The 17,401-nt window shown below is 69.2% G+C and carries 11 protein-coding genes; 9 read left to right on the top strand and 2 right to left on the bottom strand.

What is annotated here, in order from left to right; all coding sequences use genetic code 11:
- The first annotated feature begins 28 nt into the window (after positions 1-28).
- A complete protein-coding gene (locus AC1C2T_RS00315) occupies positions 29-199 on the top strand; it encodes a hypothetical protein (RefSeq protein WP_495383823.1) in 171 nt (56 codons plus the stop codon).
- A gap of 97 nt (positions 200-296) precedes the next feature.
- On the opposite strand, the gene AC1C2T_RS00310 is transcribed toward AC1C2T_RS00315, so the two are convergent.
- Complete coding sequence (locus AC1C2T_RS00310) at positions 297-1,202, bottom strand: EamA family transporter (RefSeq protein WP_495383822.1); 906 nt, start codon at positions 1,200-1,202, stop codon at positions 297-299.
- Positions 1,203-1,431: 229 nt separating this feature from the next.
- Between AC1C2T_RS00310 and AC1C2T_RS00305 the strand changes: the two genes are divergently transcribed.
- From AC1C2T_RS00305 to AC1C2T_RS00295, 3 genes are all read left to right on the top strand, one after another.
- Positions 1,432-5,985, top strand: a complete 4,554-nt coding sequence (locus AC1C2T_RS00305; RefSeq protein ID WP_495383821.1) for an ExeM/NucH family extracellular endonuclease — start codon at positions 1,432-1,434, stop codon at positions 5,983-5,985.
- 113 nt (positions 5,986-6,098) lie between these two features.
- A complete protein-coding gene (recQ, locus tag AC1C2T_RS00300; protein ID WP_495383820.1) occupies positions 6,099-8,180 on the top strand; it encodes a DNA helicase RecQ in 2,082 nt (693 codons plus the stop codon).
- A gap of 421 nt (positions 8,181-8,601) precedes the next feature.
- On the top strand, positions 8,602-12,297 hold the full coding sequence (locus AC1C2T_RS00295) for a S8 family peptidase (protein ID WP_495383819.1): 3,696 nt from the start codon (positions 8,602-8,604) through the stop codon (positions 12,295-12,297).
- Positions 12,298-12,303: 6 nt separating this feature from the next.
- Here the strand turns inward: AC1C2T_RS00295 and AC1C2T_RS00290 are convergent, their stop codons facing one another.
- On the bottom strand, positions 12,304-13,302 hold the full coding sequence (locus AC1C2T_RS00290) for a hypothetical protein (RefSeq protein WP_495383818.1): 999 nt from the start codon (positions 13,300-13,302) through the stop codon (positions 12,304-12,306).
- 180 nt (positions 13,303-13,482) lie between these two features.
- Between AC1C2T_RS00290 and AC1C2T_RS00285 the strand changes: the two genes are divergently transcribed.
- The 5 genes from AC1C2T_RS00285 (at position 13,483) to AC1C2T_RS00265 (ending at position 17,250) form a co-directional block, all read left to right on the top strand.
- The gene (locus AC1C2T_RS00285) at positions 13,483-14,142 is read left to right on the top strand and encodes a PadR family transcriptional regulator (protein ID WP_495383817.1); all 660 of its coding nucleotides are present in this window, start codon (positions 13,483-13,485) and stop codon (positions 14,140-14,142) included.
- A 191-nt stretch (positions 14,143-14,333) separates the two neighbouring features.
- The gene (locus tag AC1C2T_RS00280) at positions 14,334-15,425 is read left to right on the top strand and encodes an ATP-binding cassette domain-containing protein (protein ID WP_495383816.1); all 1,092 of its coding nucleotides are present in this window, start codon (positions 14,334-14,336) and stop codon (positions 15,423-15,425) included.
- A complete protein-coding gene (locus AC1C2T_RS00275) occupies positions 15,422-16,279 on the top strand; it encodes an ABC transporter permease (protein WP_495383815.1) in 858 nt (285 codons plus the stop codon). Before AC1C2T_RS00280 ends, AC1C2T_RS00275 begins: the two co-directional genes overlap by 4 nt.
- 162 nt (positions 16,280-16,441) lie before the next feature.
- Positions 16,442-16,855, top strand: a complete 414-nt coding sequence (locus AC1C2T_RS00270) for a DUF7144 family membrane protein (protein ID WP_495383814.1) — start codon at positions 16,442-16,444, stop codon at positions 16,853-16,855.
- On the top strand, positions 16,852-17,250 hold the full coding sequence (locus tag AC1C2T_RS00265; RefSeq protein ID WP_495383813.1) for a DUF7144 family membrane protein: 399 nt from the start codon (positions 16,852-16,854) through the stop codon (positions 17,248-17,250). Before AC1C2T_RS00270 ends, AC1C2T_RS00265 begins: the two co-directional genes overlap by 4 nt.
- The last annotated feature ends 151 nt before the right edge of the window (positions 17,251-17,401 follow it).

Below are 17,401 nucleotides of genomic sequence, written 5' to 3'. Positions count from 1 at the left end.
TGGGTTGAGCTTGCCGAAACCTTGTGGGTTGAGCAAGCCGAATCCCTTGTGGGTTGAGCTTGCCGAAACCTCGTGGGTTGAGCTTGCCGAAACCCTGTGGGTTGAGCTTGCCGAAACCCTGTGGATTGAGCTTGCCGAAACCCTGTGGGTTGAGCTTGCCGAAACCCTGTGGGTTGAGCGCCGAAACCCTGTGGGTTGAGCTCGTCGAAACCCCGTGCAGGCACCGGGTTTCGGCAGGCTCAACCCACAGTCCCGGTCACGCGAGCGCGATCGGCAGGCTCAACCCGCAGTCCCGGTCACGCGAGCGCGAGCATGCCCGCGGCTGCGAGGGCGAGCACGAGGCCGACCCACTGCACGGGGGCGATGCGCTCCTTGAGCACGATCGCCGCGAGCAGGATGGTGCCCGCCGGGTACATCGCCCCGAGCACGGCCGCGACCGAGAGGTCGCCCGCCCTGATGCCCGCGAGCAGCAGACCGTTCGCGATGACGTCGACGACTCCGCAGGCGATCGCGAGACGGATTCCGGCGGCGATCGACGTCTGCTGCGGCATCCGCTCGCCTGCTGACGAGGTTGCAACCGTCGCGGGAGCCGCCCGCCGCCGCCCCACCGCGACCAGCGCGAGCCCGCCGACGACGGTGAACATGATCGCCGCGGTGACCCCGCGGTTGAGGAGCAGCGGCACGACCCCGCTCTCGTCGGAGGTCTGGTCGATCGTGATGTAGAAGCCGCCGATCGCGACGCCCGAGCCGATTGCCATGAGGATGCCGCGCAGGCTCGGGCGCACGGCGCCCTTCTCAGGTACGAACCCGACGAGCACGACCGCGACGAGCGCGAGGCCGAGCGCCCAGTACCCGAGCGATGCGAGTCGCTCGCCGGTGACGAGCCCCCACAGCATCGGCACGACGGCCGAGACCACGGCTGTGAGCGGCGACAGGATCGACATCGGTCCGATCGCGAGACATGCGTACAGCAGGGAGATTGCGACGGCGCCGCTGACGCCCGAGATCACCCCCCAGAACACGTCGTCGGCGCTCCATGCGCCGCCCAGCAACGGGTACGCGACGGCGAGCGCGACGAACCCGGTGACCGCGGCCACCGCGGTGGCGAGCACCGCGCTGACGCGCTTCGCGGCGAGGCCGCCGAGAAAGTCCGCTGCACCGAACACGAGCGCCCCGGTGAGCGAGAAGACGGCCGTGAGCATGGTCGTCACAGCGTAACGAGTGGCGCCGACGTGCTCATTCGAGCAGCAGAACGGATGCCTCGTGCTCTTCTGTGCGGCATCCGTGAACAGTGCGTGAAATCAGGCCGGTCATTGGTCCCCGACCCCTTGGCAGCGTCACGGGCCGCCCATAGGCTACGGGGCAATGGCCCCCGGCGTCTGCGCGTGTTCGCGGCGACATCGCGGGGAACCCGACCGTTCAGGGAGAGTCATGCATCGTCGCCGCACCATCCAACGTCTCGCGGCCGTCTCGGCCGTATCTGTCGGGGCCCTCGTCGTCGGCCTCCTCGGCGCACCGCCGGCGCTCGCCGCCGTCGACGGTTCCGGCGTCGTCATCAACGAGGTGTACGCGCGGGGCGGCAGTGCGAACCAGCCGTTCACGAACAAGTTCGTGGAGCTCTACAACCCGACCGACTCCGCCGTGTCGCTCGCCGGCTGGTCGCTGCAGTACCGTCCGGCGACGAACACCGGACCAGCAACCGGCGTCGGTGCGCTCACCGGCGAGATCGCGGCGAACAGCTACTACCTGATCGGCCTCAACAGCAACGGCACGACCGGCGCGGCACTGCCTGCCACCGACGTGGCGTTCACCATCGCCCCGAGCGGCACCACCGGTTCGCTCTTCCTCGCGAACGTCGCCGGAGCGATCAACCCCGGCACCGGGTCGATCGTCGACAACGCCCAGGTCGTCGACTACGTCGGCTACGGCACCTCGGTCAACTTTGAGGGCGCGCCGGCCGCCTACCAGGGCTCGAACTCGACTCCCGGCAGCATCGTGCGCACCGACTTCGCCGACTCCGACGACAACGCTGCCGACTTCACCTTCTCGGCGACCGTGACGCCGCAGGGTTCCGGTGGCGACACCGAGCCTCCCGTTGCGACCGAGGCGACGATCGGCGAGGTGCAGGGCGCGGGTGACGTGAGCCCGCTCGACGGCGACGCCGTCATCGTCGAAGGCGTCATCACCGCAGATCACCGTTCGGGCGGCTACAACGGCGTGACGATCCAGACGCCCATCGCCGACGAGGCGCCCGACGCCTCCGACGGCGTCTTCATCTTCGGCATGCCCGCCGTCGGCGAGGTCGGCGACCTCGTCCGCGTGACGGGCACGGTCAGCGAGTACTTCGGACTCACCGAGATCACGACGAGCGCGGCAGGTGTCGAGGTGGTCACGCCCGGTGTCGGCGTCCCGGCCGCGACCCCGCTGCCCGACACGACCGTCGGAACCGCTCGCGAGTCGCTCGAGAGCATGCTCGTCGCGCCGACCGGGTCATACCTCGTCTCGAGCAGCCACGAGGCCGCGAGCTTCGGTTCGCTCTGGCTCGCCGCCGGTGACACTCTTCCCGTCAAGAGCACAGAGCAGGTCGACGCCGGCCCCGCCGCCACCGAGATCGCCGCCGCGAACCGGGGTCGTCTGCTCCTGCTCGACGACGGCTGGAGCACTCGCGCCGATGCGGCCGAGCACCTGAACGACCAGCCGTACCTGAACGAGGGCACGATCGTGCGCAACGGCGACCGGGCGATCCTGCCCGCGACGCCGTACGTGCTCAGCTACGGGTTCAACGCCTGGCGCCTGCAGCCGACGACGCCGATCGACAGCACGAGCGACGCCTCGGTCAAGCCCACGTTCGAGACCCTGAACGAGCGCCCGACCGTAGCCCCCGAGGTCGGCGGCGACGTGCAGATCGGCGTCTTCAACGTGCTCAACTACTTCACCACCCTGACGAGCCAGAACCCTGACGCGCGCGGTGCAGCCAGCGCCGAGGCGTTCGCGCTCCAAGAGGAGAAGATCGTCGAGGCGATCAGCGCGATGGACGCGGAGATCGTCGCCCTGCAGGAGATCGAGAACTCGCTGAAGCTCGACGGTGTGGCCGATGAGGCCATCGCGACCCTCGTCGCCGCGCTCAACGAAGCCGAGGGCTCCGAGGTCTGGGACTTCGTTCCCACGCCGGCGATCCTGACAGCGGCGACGACCGACGTCATCCAGAGCGCGATCATCTACCGATCCGACGTCGTGACGCCCAAGGGAGAAGCGCAGACGGTCGTCGACGAGACGGTCTGGGGCAATGCCCGCGAGCCGATCGGTCAGGCCTTCGAGCTCGCCGATGGTACCGACCTCGCGGTGATCGCCAACCACTTCAAGTCCAAGAGCGGCAGCGGCACTGAGCCGGCCGACGGCCAGGGGCACTTCAATGCCGACCGCGTCGCGCAGGCGACCTCGCTGCTCACGCTCGCCGACCAGCTCGCCGAGCAGGCGGGTGAGGTCTTCCTCCTCGGCGACTTCAACTCGTACGCGCAGGAGGACCCGATCCAGGTGCTGACCGGGGCCGGCTACACCGACCTGCTGCCCGCGCTCGCTCCGGGGGAGTACACCTACACCTTCGACGGCGAGCTCGGCTCGCTCGACCACGCGCTCGGCAACGCCGAGGGTCTCGAGGCGGTCACGGGCATCGGCCGCTGGGCGATCAACGCGCCGGAGTGGGGCGAACGCGAGTACGCGGACGCCGCGGCAGACGACGGTTCGGTCTACCGGTCGAGCGACCACGACCCGACCCTCATCGGCATCGACACGGCCGAGCTCGAAGACGTCGTCGACATCTCCGTCGTCACGATCAACGACTTCCACGGTCGCATCGAGAAGTCGGCTCCTTCCGCCGGCATCGCCGAGATCGCGGGTGCCGTGAAGACGGTGCGCGACGCGAACCCGAACACCGTGTTCGCCGCGGCCGGCGACCTCATCGGCGCATCGACCTTCACCTCGTTCATCCAGAACGACAACCCGACGATCGATGCGCTCAACGCGGCAGGCCTCGACGTGAGTGCCGCAGGCAACCACGAGTTCGACCAGGGCTGGGAGGACCTCCGCGATCGCGTGCAGCAGCGCGCCGACTGGGAGTACATCAGCTCCAATGTCTTCTTGAAGGGCACGGATGACACGGCGCTCGCGCCGACGTACACGCAGACCTTCGAGGGGGTGACCGTCGGCTTCATCGGCGCGGTGACCGAAGACCTCGACACGCTCGTCAGCCCGGCGGGCATCCAAGACCTCGAGGTGCGCGGCGTCGTCGACTCTGTGAACGCGGCGGCAGCCGACCTGAAAGACGGCGACCCCGCCAACGGCGAGGCCGACGTGCTCATCCTCCTCGTGCACGAGGGCGCAGCGTCGACGAATATCGCGTCGCTCACCGACGGTTCACCGTTCGCTCAGATCGTCGCCGGCGTCGATGACTCGGTCGCCGCGATCGTGTCTGCGCACACGCACCTGCCGTACAACCACACGGTCGACGGTCGTCCGGTGGTATCGGCCGGCCAGTATGGCGAGCAGTTCGGACTCATGCAGCTCGAGGTCGACCCGAACACGAAGGAGCTGCTCTCGATCACGAACGAGCTGAAGCCCCTCATGACGCGTGAGACGCCGACGTCACCGTACGTCTCGGTGTACCAGCCGGTACCCGAGGTCGCGGCCATCGTCACCGCAGCCACGGCCGCCGCCGATGAGCTGGGCAAGCAGAAGGTCGGCGAGATCACCGGCGACCTCAACCGCGCACAGCAGCCGGGGCTCGATGCGAACGGCAACCCGGTGCTCGTCGAGAACCGCGGCGGCGAGTCCACGATCGGCAACTTCGTCGCTGACGTGCACCTCTGGGCGGCGAACGTCGACGGCCAGGCCGACATCGCCTTCATGAATCCGGGCGGCATCCGCGCGGACCTCAAGTACGCCTCGGGTGGTGCCGAAGACCCCGACGGCAACGTGACCTATCGCGAGGCGGCGACGGTGCAGCCGTTCGCCAACACGCTCGTGACGCTCGACCTCACGGGTGCGCAAGTGAAGCAGGTCTTCGAGGAGCAGTGGCAGACGAGTGTCACGCGGCCGCTCCTGAAGCTGGGCGTCAACGCTGGCGTCGAGGTCGTCTACGACCCGACAGCGCCCACGGGTTCGCACGTCACCTCGGTCACGCTGAACGGCGAGCCACTCGACCCCGCAGCCACATATCGTGTCGTCGCCAACTCGTTCCTCGCGGGCGGTGGCGACAGCTTCACGACCTTCGCAGCGGGTACCAACCGTTCCGACACGGGCAAGGTCGACCTCACCTCGACGGTCGAGTGGTTCGCGGCCAACGGCACGGCGACGCCCGACCTCGCGCAGCGTTCGGTCGGTGCCGTCGTCTCGGCGCCGGCGAACGGCACCGCCTACGTCGCTGGCGAGTCGGTGCAGCTCGACTTGAGCTCGCTCGACTTCAGCACGACCGAGGTTGCGGCCGGTGAGGTGTCGGTGTCGATCGGCGACACCGTGCTCGGCACCGCTGCGGTCGACCGCACACTGCTCGAGAAGTTCGACGAGATCGGGCGGGCGTCGCTCGCGGTGACGATCCCCGAGGGGCTTGAGGGCGCGACTGCCTTCACGGTGTCGGTCGCCGCCACCGGCACGAGTGTCGAGTTGCCGATCACGATCGAGGTCCCCGCGGCCGACGTCGACACGGTGACGATCGGCGCTCCGAACCGTCTGCTCGTGAGGTCGGGCGCCCCGGTGCGGTACCTCGGTCAGGTGTTCGCGCTCGACGGCAGCAAGCCAGTCGGCACGGTCGAGATCCTCGACGGGTCGAAGGTCATCGCGACGGTCGAGCTCGACGGCTCGAGCAAGGGCAAGATCAACGTGCCGCTGCCGAAGCTCTCACGTGGGCTGCACCTGCTGAAGGCGAACTTCGTCGGCTCGGGCTCGTACGGCGATTCGGACTCCTTCCGGGTACCGATCATCGTCTGGTAGCGGTTCGGGTCGAGGGTTGAACTCGTCGACCGCGATCTGAACGTGAACGGGCGGGCGAATTGCGCCCGCCCGTTCCGTGTACCGACGGAGTTTTCCTCCACAGGTGATGGCGGATGCCGCCGCGGCATCCCACACCCGAATGCGGCGACCCGGTCGGCCGCTCTCGTTACACTCGTCAGGTGAGCTGGAACGCCGAACCCGACCAGGCCGAGGAGGTCCCCTGGGATCCCGACGAGCTTGCACCGCCAGAAGACGATTGGGGCGGTCCGCCACCCGACTTCGAGCCGTCGGGTACCCCGCAGGCGCAGGCGCAGGCGTCGGCCCCGCGGCGGAGCGCAGTGCTCAGCCGTCCGGCAGCGGCCGCACCTGCCCGGTTCGACTCCGCTGCCGAGGCACTCCACACCGTTTTCGGTTACGACAGCTTCCGCGGCGAGCAGTCTGAGATCATCGAGCAGCTCGCGGGCGGCGGTGACGCGGTCGTGCTCATGCCGACCGGCGGCGGCAAGAGCCTCTGCTACCAGATCCCGTCGCTCCTTCGCGAGGGCACGGGCATCGTCGTCTCGCCGCTCATCGCGCTCATGCACGACCAGGTCGACGCGCTCATGCGCAACGGCGTGCGCGCGGCGTACCTCAACTCGAGCCAGCAGTCGCACGAGCGCGCCGAGGTCGAGCGCGCCTACCTCGCGGGTGAGCTCGACCTGCTCTATGTCGCGCCAGAGCGCCTGAGCAATGAGCAGACGAAGCGATTCCTCGCACAGGGCACCATCGCACTCTTCGCGATCGACGAGGCCCATTGCGTGGCGCAGTGGGGGCACGACTTCCGGCCCGACTACCTCGCGCTCTCCGAGCTGGCCGACCGCTGGCCCGACGTGCCCCGCATCGCCCTCACCGCCACGGCGACCGACGCAACGCATCGCGAGATCACCGAGCGGCTCAGCCTCGGCGGCGCGAAGCACTTCGTCTCGAGTTTCGATCGGCCGAACATCCAGTACCGCATCGACTCGAAGCTCGAGGTGCGAAAGCAGCTGCTCGACTTCATCCGTACCGAGGGGCGTGACGCCGAAGGCAACCCCGTCGCCGGCATCGTCTACGCACTCTCCCGGGCGAGCACCGAGAAGCTCGCCGCCTTCCTCTCCGAGAACGGCGTGAATGCGCTGCCGTATCACGCGGGTCTCGACGCGGGGGTTCGTCGCAGAACGCAAGAGCGCTTCCTGCGCGAAGACGGTGTGGTGGTGGTCGCGACGATCGCGTTCGGCATGGGCATCGACAAGCCCGACGTGCGCTTCGTCGCCCACGTCGACCTGCCGAAATCGGTCGAGGGCTATTATCAAGAGACCGGTCGCGCTGGCCGCGACGGCGCCCCCGCCACGGCGTGGCTCGCCTACGGCCTGCAAGACGTCGTGCAGCAGCGCCGCATGATCGACGAGAGCCCGGGCGATCTCGCGCACCGTCGCCGGCTCGCACAGCATCTCGATGCGATGCTCGCCCTCTGCGAGACCGTGCAGTGCCGTCGGCAGAACCTGCTCGGCTACTTCGGCCAGCCGAGCGAACCGTGCGGCAATTGCGACACGTGCCTCGAGCCGCCGGCCTCGTGGGACGGCACAGTTCCCGCGCAGAAGCTCATGTCGACCATCGTGCGCCTGCAGCGTGAGCGCCGACAGAAGTTCGGCGCCGGCCACCTCATCGACATCCTGCGCGGCAAAGAGACTCCGCGAGTGCGCCAGTACGGCCACGATGCCCTCTCCACCTGGAGCATCGGCCAAGATCTGAGCGACCAGCAGTGGCGCGGAGTCACCCGTCAGCTGCTCGCCCAGGGCCTGCTCGCCACGCACGGCGAGTACGGCACCCTCGACGTGACCGATGCCGCGACCGAGGTGCTCTCGGGCACGCGCGCCGTGAAGCTGCGCACCGAGCCCGAGCGTGCGACGCGCTCGCGCGGGCCCAAGGCGGCACCGGCGGCCGCCGACCTCGAGCCGGCGCAGGCCGAACTCTTCGAGCAACTCCGGTCGTGGCGCGCGGGGGAGGCGAAAGAGCAGGGCGTGCCCGCCTACATCGTCTTCGGCGACGCCACCCTGCGTGCGGTCGCGGTCGCCCGGCCCGAGAGTCTCACCGAGCTCGACGGCATCACCGGCATCGGCGCGAAGAAGCGCGAGGCCTACGGCGCGTCACTGCTCGCAGTCGTTGCCGCCGCCTGATCGGCGAAGCACCGCTCGAGCACCGCTGGTCGAGGAGCGCCCGACACAGGAGGACGCGTATCGAGACCCTCGCACCGGGTCTCGATACGCTCGCTGAGCTCGCGATTCGACTAACGGGGTGCGGTTGAGACCCTCGCACCGGGTCTCGATACGCTCGCTGAGCTCGCGACTCGACCAACGGGGTGCGGTTGAGACCCTCGCACCGGGTCTCGCTGCGCTCACGTGACGATGCGTGCTGCAGCTCCGCCGCGGCATCCGCTCGTGGCAGGAATCTTTCGATGCGTGGCATTCGCGCCAGTTGCCGGAGCGCACGCGTGAGCTCGGCGTTCGCCTGAAGCTACGGTGACGCGGTTGCGCCATGTCGCACTCTGGGCACCCCGCCGAGCACCGCGCAGGGCGGCGGCGCACCAGACTTCACGGTATGCGTCCACCTCACAGCTCCCGTGCCCGAGCTCTTGCCATTCTGGCCACCGTCACCGCGGTGGTCGTCGGCCTCACCGCCCCGGCCGCCGCCGGCGCTGCGGAGCCGCCCGACTCGACGCAGGAGGCAGGTGCGCTCGGCGAGTCGCACGGCATCACGCTGCTGACCGGCGACCGGGTCGAGGTTGCTCAGGCCGCAGACGGGCGGCGCGCGGCCACGGTCACGCCGGGTCCAGGACGGGAACGGGTCACTTTCCAGACCATCGAGGTGGACGGCGAAATGCAGGTGCTGCCGAGCGACGCCATCCCTTTCCTCGCCTCAGGGGTCATCGACGACAGCCTCTTCGAGGTCAGCACCCTGATCGAGGAAGGATACGCCGATCTCGAGGCGCTGCCGCTCATCGTCTCGTGGTCGCCGGGCATGCGGGCGGAGACGATGACCATCGCGGGCGCCGAGCAGACCAGGGTGCTGCCGAGCATCGACGGCGCGGCGCTCTCGGCCGGGGTCGACGACCTCGGACAGGTGTGGCAGGCGATCACCGGTGGTGCGGTGGCGGAGGCACCCGCGAAGGAGAGCTCCGTGCAGATGGCCGGCGGCATCGAACGCGTGTGGCTCGACGGTCGGGCCTCGACCTCGCTGGACCAGAGCGTCCCGCAGATCGGCGCCCCCGAAGCCTGGGATGCCGGCTACCGCGGCGCCGGCGTCCGAGTGGCGGTGCTCGACACCGGGGTCGACGGGTCGCACCCCGACCTCGCGGGGCAGGTCGATGAGGCGGTCGACTTCACCGACAGCGCGACCGGCACCGCCGACCTGTTCGGCCATGGCACCCACGTCGCGGCCACCATCGCCGGCACCGGCGCGGGCGCTGAAGGCACCCGGCCGGGCGTCGCGCCCGACGCCGACCTGATCGTCGGCAAGGTGCTCAGCGACGACGGCTACGGCTACGACTCCTGGATCATCTCCGGCATGGAGTGGGCGGCGGAGCGTGCGGCGGTCGTCAACATGAGCCTGGGCGGCGGCCCCTCAGACGGGACGGACCCGCTCAGCCTCTCCCTGGAGGCACTCTCGGAAGAAACCGGAGCCCTCTTCGTCGTGGCGGCGGGCAACGACGGTCAGGACGAGGCGGTCGCCACCCCGAGCACCGCGCCGGCTGCGCTGTCGGTCGCCGCGGTCGACCGGGACGAGTCGCTCGCGGAGTTCTCCAGCCGCGGGCCACGCACGGGCGACGGCGGGCTGAAGCCGGAGATCAGTGCGCCGGGTGTGGGCATCGTCGCAGCACGGGCGGCCGGCACTGCCATGGGCTCGCCGGTCGACGCGCTCTACACGGCGTCCTCGGGCACGTCGATGGCGACCCCGCACGTGGCGGGTGCGGCCGTCCTCCTCGCCCAGCAGCACCCCGATTGGTCGGGGGAGCGGCTCAAGGATGCGCTCGTCAGCACCGCGAAGCCCAACCCCGACCTCGGGGTCTACGAGCAGGGCGCAGGGCGGGTCGACATTGCTCGTGCGGTGAGCCAGGAGGTGACCGCCACCGGGATCGCGGACTTCGCGCTTCAGGGCGACGCAGTGGAGGAGGCGGTGCGTGAGCGCACCGTCACCTACCGCAACGAGAGTGACGAGCCGGTCGACCTCGATCTCGCGATCGAGGTCGAGAACCTCGACGACGACGGCTCCGGCACCCGCGCGTTCACCGCACCCGAGCGGGTCACCGTTCCCGCGCACGGTTCCGCCGATGCGGTCGTGGCGATCGATCCGGCCGCCCTCGACCGGGGACGGTGGAGCGGCGCGCTGACCGCGACCGCGGCTGACGGCGTACTCGTGCACACCGCCATCGGTGCGATCAAGCGAGGTCCGCGGCACACGGTGACCATCCGTGCGGTGGGCTTCGACGGCGGCGATACATTCGTGCCGTCCCTCTCGTTGATCGGTGACCACCCGGGCACCGAGTACCTCGGCTATCTGGGCAAGGGCGAGGTCGCCACCGTCGAGGTCGAGGAGGGCGACTACATCGTGCAGGCGATCATCGAGGGCAACGACACCGCGCAAGCCGAGCGGACCGGCACGGTGATTCTGCCCGACGTGCAGGTGACCTCCGACGTCGAGGTGGTGCTCGACGCTCGCAAGACACGCCCGATCGAGATCCGGACCCCGGAACCGGCCGAGCAGCAGAGCATCATCAGCTGGTACACCCACCGGCTTCTCACGAACGGCCGCGACATCCAGCACGGCGTCATGTCGTTCGAGCGGACGATGCCCTGGGTGACCCCGACCGAACCTGTTCGTGAGGGCGAGTTCGAGTTCTCCTCCCGTTGGCAGCTGGTGCGGCCCTCCGCGCTGATCACCGTGCCGGGCACGAAGCTGAAGCCCCAGGCCGGCCTGCTCCCGAATTCCGGGGTGCTCGACCGGGCAACGCGCCTCGAGCTGGTGGCACCGGGACCGGACTTGAAGGGAGTGCGCGGCAAAGCGGTCGTGGTGGATGCCCCTGACCAGGGTCTCGAGGACGCCCAGGTGCAGGCAGCTGCAGCAGCGGGTGCGCGGGCGATCATCCTGGTCCGACCCACGACCAACAGCCTCTTCACTGTGTTCCAGCCGGGCGTCGACCCCGGTCCGATCCCGGCGATGGTCACCACCGCCGAGGACGGCGCGGCGCTGATCCGGCGCGCACAGCGGCCGGGCAAGCAGCAGGTGGTGCTCGAGGCGAGCCGCACGAGCCCCTACCTCTACGACGTCATCCAGGTCTCGACCGACGCGATCCCCGACGAGATCGTCTACCGGGTGACCAAGGCCAACAGCCACCGCGTCACCACGACCTACGTCGAGAGCGGCGGGCGGCCCTACGCCCGCGAGCAGCGCTTCGGCTGGCGCCCGTGGATGACCTACGCGTGGAACGACGCGCAGCGTACGGTCGCCACCGGCGAGAGCCGGGTCGAGTGGATCTCGGCGGGTGACTCGGTGTGGCAGCACCAGGTGCTGCATACCTGGGAGAACTGGATGGGCACGGTCACAGGTGGCATGACCGGACCGGCGCGCAGCTACGAGGCGGGGCACTCGAAGGAGCGCTGGTTCGATCCGGTCGTGCGCCCGGCCGCGGTCGCCTCTTCGCCGTCGACCCGCAGCGGTGACCGGCTTCAGTTGCAGGTGCCCGAGTTCGTCGATGCCGCGGGCCACTTGGAGGTGGGCGGTGCCGCCTCGAGCGCACGGCTCTACCGTGACGGTGAGCTGGTGGAGTCGCTCCCGAATGCACGGCAGGCCCTCGATGTGGTCGCCGAGGAGGCCGACTATCGGCTCGAGCTCGACGTCTCCCGCGACGACGAGGAGTGGCAGCACGGCATCCGCACGTCGACGGCGTGGACCTTCCGGTCCGGCCGACCGGACGAGGGCGAGACGGTGACGCTGCCGCTGCTGCAAGTGGTCTACGACGTGCCGACCGACGACGAGGGATACGCGACCCGTCGGAAGCACACGGTCTCCTTGCAGGTGACCGACCAGCTCGGCGCAGTGCGATCGCGCGCCACGCTGCAGGCGGAGGCATCGTACGACGACGGTGCGAACTGGAAGCCGCTGGCGGTCCGTCGCGACAAGAGGGGCTTCTCCGCGGTGGTGCCGGCCGGCAGCGAGCCGGTCACGTTGCGGGTCACCGCCGTCGACGGCTCGACCACGGTGACCCAAGAGGTGGTTCGCGCGTACGCGCGGCGCTGAGCCGGGTCACAGCCACCCGCGCCGCGCCGCCTGATAGGCGAGCGCGGTGCGGGTGTCGACGCCCGCGATCGCCATCAGCCGGTCGAGGCGGCGCTGCACGGTGCGCCGGCTGATCCCGAGCTGGTTCACGATCGACTTGTCGGGAATCCCGGCGACCACGAGCGAGAGCAGGAGGCGCTCCGCGTCGCCGATCCCGTCGACCTGAACCGCAGTGCTGGTCTCGTCGCCGCCCTCAGCAGCACCAGCGGATGGCAGCGGGCCGGCTCGCTCCCAGTGACCCTCGAACAGATCGAGCAGGGCGTTGAGCAGTTCGCCACCACGGATCACCGCCGCGCTCGGCTCGCCGAGGCCGCGCTCCTGGTCGTGGATCAGGGGACAGATGGCTGTGTGCCGGTCGATGATCGCAAGCCGGATCGGGAGAGCGGGCGCGACCCGCGCCTCCTCGCCCCAGCCGATGCCCTCGAGCACGCTGTCGAGCTCGCCGGGTCCTTCGAGCAGCGCACGTTCGTAGATGGCCCGGTAGCGGACGCCACGCGCGAGGGCGTCGCGTTCCTCGGTGTTATCGGCGCCCTGCATGGCGAGCGGGTTGGCCCGGCAGAACCAGAGGATCTCCTCGCGTGCGGATTGCTGCAGGTCGCGGAGCCGCTCGCGCAGCGCCCCCGCTCCGTTGACGACCTCGACCACGTGGTCGGCGTCGCGGCGGCGGGCGACGGCCCGGAAGTCCTCGCTCAGCGCGGCCACGCGCTGGCGGTCGTCCTCGAGCGACTCCTGGCGTCGAAGCAGGGCGGTGCCGAGCGCAACGTCCGGCGGTTGTGGTCGGAAGACCGGATCCTCACCGTGCCGGACCACGAGGCCCTTCGCTTCCAGCCTGCGCAGGAGGTCACCGGCGTGCTCGGCGGTGAGCCCCGCGACCTCGGCCAGCTGGTCGGCGCGCGCAACGGCGAGGCCGACGAGCAGCCGATAGGTGTTCTCCTCCGCAGGATCGAGCAGCAAAGACTCCTGCATCGGCTCCCTCCCAGGTGCTCGCGTCTGTGTGATTTTAGGACACCGGTCTGCGCATGTGCCGGTTGAGCGGGGTGTGGCAGCGCAACTCGACCAACGGGGTGGGAGCCCCAACCTTGACGAACGCCAACTCGCGATATACTCTGATCAAAGTATTTGGAGGTGAGTATGTCGCGTCGACCGGTGAGCAACCCGCTTGCACTCGCAGTGCTGTCGAGCCTGTGGGAGCGCCCGATGTACCCCTACGAGATCACGACCACGCTGCGCGAGCGCGGCAAAGAAGACAGCATCCGGCTGAACTTCGGCTCGCTCTACGCGATCATCAAGTCGCTCGAGAAGCACGGCCTCATCGAAGAGGCGCGTGTCGAGCGCGAGGGCAATCGCCCCGAACGCATCGTCTACGCGATCACCGACGCAGGCCGGGCCGAGGCCCACGACTGGATGCGCGAGCTCATCGCCGTGCCGGTCAAGGAGTACCCGGCGTTCGAGACCGGGCTCTCGCTCATCGCACTGCTCGCTCCCGACGAGGCGAGCGCCCTGCTGCGCGAGCGTCTCGAACGACTCGATGCCGAGCTCGACCAGCGATCCTCCATGGCCGAGCAGTCGGCGCAGCTCGCGCTTCCAGAGCTCTTCCTCGTCGAGTTCCAGTATCGCGTCGCGATGACCCGCGCCGAGCGCGATTTCGTCGCCACGATGCTCGATCGTCTCGAAGCCGGCGAACTCGGCGGCCTCGACGCCTGGAAGGCCATGCACGAGCTGATCGCTGCCGGCGCGAGCGCCGACGAGATCGAGTCGCAGCTCGCCCGATACCTCGCGGAAGGAGCCGCCGAAGCAGAGCGCTGAGAAATCGTACTGACCAGACGCACTCATGAGGCGTACTGACCAGTACACAAAGATCGATGGCCCGGATGCGGCAACACCCGAGCCATCTCGCAACCGAGTCGTTCAACGTGAATCGAATCCACCCCAGTGCGTGCCGCCATTCTACCGGCCACGCCTCACGACCGAACGGCTCCCCACTGAAGGAGAGCCTCATGGCTGCATCACCCGACGGGATGGCCCTCGCGGCCGTCGATCTCGTCAAGACCTATTCGCAGGGGCGCGGCCCTTCGGCCCGCTCAAGGACCGACAATCGCATCCGAGCCCTCGACGGGCTCACATTCCAGGCCGAGGCGGGCACCGTCTTCGGTCTGCTCGGGCCGAACGGCGCCGGCAAGTCGACGACGGTCAAGATCCTCTCGACGCTCTCGCATGCCGATTCCGGCACGGCGTTCGTCGCCGGCATCGATGTGCGGCGGCATCCGGAGCGGGTGCGCAGCGCTATCGGCTTCGTCGCGCAGAAGCAGGTGTCCGACCCCATGGACACGGGATTGGAGAACCTCGTGCTCGCGGGGCAGATCCATGGCATGTCGACTCGTGCTGCACGGACCCGGGCCGGCGAGTTGCTCGAGCGCTTCGCGCTCACGAGCGCGTCCCGCCGTCAGGTGAAGACGTACTCGGGCGGCATGGCCCGCAAGCTCGACGTCGCGATCGGGCTCATGCACCGCCCGCAGGTGCTCTTCCTCGACGAGCCCACGACGGGCCTCGACCCCGAGGCGCGCACCGAGATGTGGGCCGAGATCGAGCGGATGTCCCGCGAGGAGCGCATGACCGTGCTGCTGACCACCCACTACCTCGAAGAGGCGGATCGGCTCGCGAGCCGGCTCGCGATCGTCGATGCCGGTCGCGTCGTTACCGAGGGCACGCCAGAGCAGTTGAAGAGCGAGCTGCGTGGCGACGCCATCGTGATCGAGTTCCACGAGGCATCCGTCGTCGCCCGAGTAGTCGAGGCGATCGGCCGCCTCGGTGCACTGCGCGAGGTCGCCGTCGAGGGTCGCGCCGTGCGCGCCCGTGCCGACGACGGCGGCGCTGCGCTGCCCCTCGTGCTCAGTGCGCTCGACGCCGAGGGCGTAACCGTGGCATCCGCCACCGTCTCGCGGCCGAGCCTCGACGACGTGTACCTCGCACACACCGGGCATTCGTTCGCCTCGGCGCACGAGCGTTCCTCGCGCGATGTCGAGCGAGACGCCGAGGTCGAGGCCGATGCCGACCGATCCGATGCCGCACGCGAGGAGGTCGCATCATGACCACGATCACCCGCCCGGCCCGCGTGACCGCGGCGCCGACATACGCACGCCCGAACTTCTTCCGACACACGGCATATCTCACGCTCCGGCAGCTTCGGGCGGCCGTGCGCATTCCGGCGTTCATCGTGATGAACGTCGTGCAGCCGCTCATCTGGCTGCTGCTGTTCGGCCAGCTCTTCAAGAGCGTCGTCGAGATCCCGGGCTTCGAGGGCGGCGACAACTATCTCGAGTTCCTGACGCCCGGCATCGTGATGATGATGGCGCTGTTCGGCAGTGCCTGGGCGGGCACGAGCTACATCGAGGACATGGAACGCGGCGTCATGGACCGATTCCTCACCTCGCCGACGAGCCGCGGCGCGATGATGGTCTCGACGCTCGTGTACCAAGCGCTGCTCACGCTCGTGCAGTCGCTCATCGTGCTGGGCGTCGCCTGGCTCGGCGGCGCGCGGTTCGGCGCTTCGACAGGCTCAGGGGAGTTCGGCGGTTCACTCGGCGGCATCCTGATCCTGCTGCTCGCGGCGATGCTGCTCACGGCGGCGTTCTCGGCGCTGTCGAACGCGGCGGCACTGCTCGCGCGCAACCAGAACGTGCTGATCGGCATCTCGCAGCTCATCACGATCCCGCTCATGTTCCTGAGCTCGGCGCTCATGGACACGAGCCTGTCGGCCCATTGGGTCGCGGATGTCGCGCGCTTCAACCCCTTCGAGTGGGCGGTCGTGGCGGGCCGCGAGGCGCTCGGTGCGAGCCCGGACTGGGCGAGCGTGTGGGGCAACCTCGGGCTGCTCGCGGCGTTCACGGCCGTGCTCGCCTGGGTCGCGACGCGCGCGTTCCGCGCATATCAGCGCTCGGCCTGACGCGAGCGCGCGTGGCCCCGGGCGTTCGGGCGTCACCGGTGCTCAGATGGCCCCGGGCGCTCGGGCTGCGCCCCCGCTCCGCGAGTTGTGAGACAGGCGGGCCCCGACAGCGCTAGCATCAGCGCAGAGGCGCTGCGCGGGGTGGCGCAAGGGGGGCTCGGCATGTCCGATCAGTTGACTCGACCGACAGGTGTGACTGTCGTCGCGGTACTCGCGTGGATCGCGGGCGCACTCGACATCGTCTCGGGAACCATACTGCTGTTCCAGGCGGGCGTCACATCCGTCGTCGACGGACTGGGCGGCAGCGGCCCGCTCTACGCCGCCGCGATCGGCTCCATCGTGCTCGGCCTCATCGTGGTGGTCGTCGCCGCAGGCCTCCTCAGCGGCAACTGGGTCTCCCGCATGATCATCACGGTCGCCGAGGTGCTCTCGATCATCGGCTCGCTCTTCCTCGCCTTCGCATACCTTGGCGGTGCGGTCGGCGAATGGCTCGGCATCGTCGTTTCGCTCATCGTGCTGTTCCTGCTCTGGGGGCACAAGTCGAGCGTGTTCTTCGGAAGCCGGAGCCCCGCGTGAACGCGATCGGCCGCCCGGGCGGTGTCACGTTCATCGCGGTGCTCGTCTGGATCGGCGGGCTCCTCGACATCGTCGGCGGCACGATCCTGCTCTTCCAGACGAGCATCGCTGCCACCGTGGAGCAGTTCGGCGGCGCCGGTCAGCTCATCACTTCGGCGATCCTCACGATCCTGATCGGTATCGTCCTCATCGCCGTCGCCGGGGGACTCCTCCGAGGCAGTGCCGGTGCGCGCGTCGTCGTGACGATCTTCCAGGCGCTCTCGATCGTGAGCTCGGTCTTCCTCGCCATCGCCTACCCGGCCGGAGCCATCGGCGAGTACTTCAGCGTCGCCATCTCGGTGATCGTCCTGGCCCTCCTGTGGTCGGGGCGTGCAAACGCGTTCTTCCGCAGCTGAGCACGGCGGCCGTCGACTGCGGCCGTGCTGCCGGGCGTCTCGAGGTTGCCGTTGTGGATTCTCGAATGCGCGGCGGCGGCGAGTTTGTAGGGTTGCCACAGTCGCTCACGAGGCGTCGTCGGGCGGTTTTGTAGGGCACGGATGCAGGGTT

Source organism: Agromyces sp. Y558 (assembly GCF_059445415.1).
This window is presented reverse-complemented; position numbering and strand designations above follow the sequence as displayed.